General features: G+C 44.6%; 1 protein-coding gene and 2 pseudogenes. All 3 read left to right on the top strand.

All coding sequences use genetic code 11. The features are described 5' to 3' along the window. A pseudogene (locus JQM82_RS14850) lies at nucleotides 1-338 on the top strand (endonuclease); the annotation flags it as partial. Between the two features lie 34 nt (nucleotides 339-372). Beyond that, entirely contained in the window at nucleotides 373-2,610 is a 2,238-nt protein-coding gene (locus tag JQM82_RS14845; protein WP_235251177.1) for an ATP-dependent RecD-like DNA helicase, read from the top strand. Between the two features lie 103 nt (nucleotides 2,611-2,713). Next, nucleotides 2,714-2,928: pseudogene (locus JQM82_RS14840) on the top strand (hypothetical protein); the annotation flags it as partial.

The raw sequence follows: 2,928 nt of genomic DNA, 5'->3' as shown, positions 1-2,928 counted from the left end.
GTCTCCCGGAAATCGAATTATCATGTCTGGAATCTAAAAATCTTGAAAGATATCTTGCTTTAGCAGAAGAAAAATCCCAAATTGAAAAAAGAAAAAAAGAGATCGAATCGGAGCAGCGTGCGATCAGTGTGCCTTTTGTGGAGCAGTTAGGAGCCGGATGCAAAGCCATTTTAAAGGATGGTACAAATTGTTACCGGGTTACGTATAATCCGACAAAACGTACACAGATCGGAAAAGCGCAGATGGAAAAGCTGAAGATCCAGCATCCTGATATTTATGAAGAATATGCGAAGACAACTGAGAGCAGAACGTTTCGTATAAAGAAGGAGGCTGCATAATGTTTGGCAGATTCAGACTGGAGGGATGTGGAAGATGCGATGCAGATTTGTGAATAAGATCTATATGAATGAAGGAAATGGTTTTACTGTAGCGCTCTATAGTACACAGGATAATTCTGTGCCATTGTCAGCAAGGGATAAGTATCTGGCATCCCGAAAGAAGATTGGGTTTACTGCCGTAGGATACAATCTGCCCCTTACAGACCAGATTGAACTGGAAATGGAAGGAGCCTGGGAAAACGGAAGTCATGGCCTGCAGTATAAGGTGGAATCCTTTATGGAAATTGTTCCACGGACGAAAGAAGGAATCATTGGCTATCTAGCATCTGGTGCGATAAAAGGTGTCAGACAGAGGACGGCGGAAGCCATCTATCATCAATTTGGTCTGGATACGCTGGAAGTCATTGAAAAAACACCGGAGAAACTGCTTTCCGTTCCGGGAATTTCAGAAAAGAAACTCCATGGGATTATGGATTCCTTTGGGAAGAATCGGGTGTTTCGGGAGCTGATGACCTTTCTGGCTCCTTACAAAGTGACACCAAAGAAAGTGAATCTGATCCTACAGACATTTAAAGATGAATCTGTGGATATCATCCGGAAACGCCCATATATGTTATGTGCAGTCAAGGGATTTGGGTTCCTGACAGTGGATAACATTGGCAGGGCACTCGGAAAGACTCTGAATGATCCCATGCGTATTTCAGGGTGCATCAGTTACGTGCTAAGTGAGGCTATGAAGGAAGGGCATCTTTATCTGGAACAGGAGATTCTAACAGAACAGGTACTGAAAGTGCTGAATAAAGATCTGACTTTTCAGGCAGTGACTGCTCAGAATGTAAGCAATGTACTCTACCGTCTGGTCATGCAGAACAGCATTGTATTAGATGGGGAAAAGGTCTATACCTTCCGCCAGTTTGAAGCAGAGGAACAGACCGCAGCCATGGTTGCAAGGCGGATTCTTTATCCTATGGAATCGCTTGATGTGGAGACTGAACTTGTTCAGGCGCAGAAAGTCCTTGGAATTTCACTGTCAGAAAAGCAGAAACAGGCGGTGCGGATGGTGTTCGCGAATCCCATCAGTATCATTACGGGAGGTCCGGGTACCGGAAAGACAACTGTTTTAAAGGTAATCCTTTATATTCACGGCATGAAATGTAAGTCTGAAGTGCAGTTAATGGCACCGACCGGCAGAGCTGCAAGACGGATGTCAGAAAGTACGGGTAACCAGAAAGCTTCGACCATGCATATGGCACTGGGGCTTCTGGGAGAAGATTATACGGCTGAGTTTACCTATCTGGAGGCAGGGTTTGTCAATGTGGATGAAACATCCATGGTAGATATGCGGCTGGCTTATGAATTTTTCCAGAGAGTCAAAGGGAATACAAGAATCCTTCTCGTGGGGGATGTGGACCAGCTTCCTTCAGTGGGAGCCGGTGATGTATTTCGTCAGCTTATCCAATGTGGACTGATACCGGTCACAGTGCTTGACCTTGTATATCGCCAGGGTGCCACAAGCAGCATACCAGTGAATGCAAAGATGATGCAGGAGGGAAAAACCAACCTGATCCTGGGTGATGATTTTGTGTTTGTGCCCTGCAAAGGAACAGAAGAAACTGCAGATACCGTAAAGAGACTCTATCAGGAGGAAGTCATCCGAAATGGTCTCGACCAGGTGCAGATCCTGACCCCTTTCCGGGTAAGGACTGCGGCTGGTGTGGTGGAACTGAACCGCACGCTGGAGGATATCATCAATCCACCAGTCAGCGGAAAGAAAGAACTTGTGATTGGAAAAGACGTATTCCGGGTTGGGGATAAGATCATACAAAATAAGAATACTGCACTTATCAGCAACGGAGATATGGGAACCATTCTGGATTTTGATGAAGACGAGGAAGGAAGCTTTAGGATCAGTATCCAGTTTACGGAGAACCGGATGATAGAGTATGAGCTGGAACAGATGGAAATGATTGAACATGCAAATGCGATCACGGTCCACAAATCGCAGGGATCGGAGTGTCCGGTAGTGATTATTCCGTGGGTGAAGGCATTCTATGTTATGTTGAAACGAAACATTCTCTATACTGCAGTGACCAGGGCCAAGTCCAAAGTCTATCTGGTCGGGGATTGGAACGCAGTATGTCAGGCGATTCATACCGATGACAGTGGTAAGAGAAATACAGTGCTGGCAGAGAGAATCTGCAGCTATTATGACCAGTATCAAAGCCGGAATAAGCCTGCGCAGGAAATGGAACAGTTAAAACTTGCAGTATAAAAATTTTAAGAAATATTACAATCTCAGAGAAATGCAGACTATTACTCTATGTAGGGTTTTCGTCTGCTTTTATTTTGGACAGAAATCGAAAGGAGCAGAACGAATGAAATCAATCTTATATGACAAATCAGAAGCTGTTGCAGCACTCAACCGGGTGGAAGGATTTAATCCTGTGGAACTTGCAAGAAGATTGGAAAAGGAAGGACAGGAAGACCAGCTGTATCTGGATGTGAAATACCGGAAACTCTGGTTCCGTCTGGTATATCCCATGGGAAAAATTATCAGTATTGTCCGTAGTTTTTCAGAAAATGCTGCTTT

It is taken from the genome of Faecalicatena contorta, assembly GCF_021531995.1.
Lineage (GTDB): Bacteria > Bacillota > Clostridia > Lachnospirales > Lachnospiraceae > Dorea_A > Dorea_A contorta_A.
Note: the sequence above shows the minus strand (reverse complement) of the source record. Positions and strands in the feature narration are given on the sequence as shown.

Excerpts from the sequence above, each read along its gene's own strand:
- JQM82_RS14845 (WP_235251177.1), top strand. The coding sequence starts at position 373 with ATGCGATGCAGATTTGTGAATAAGATCTATATGAATGAAGGAAATGGT.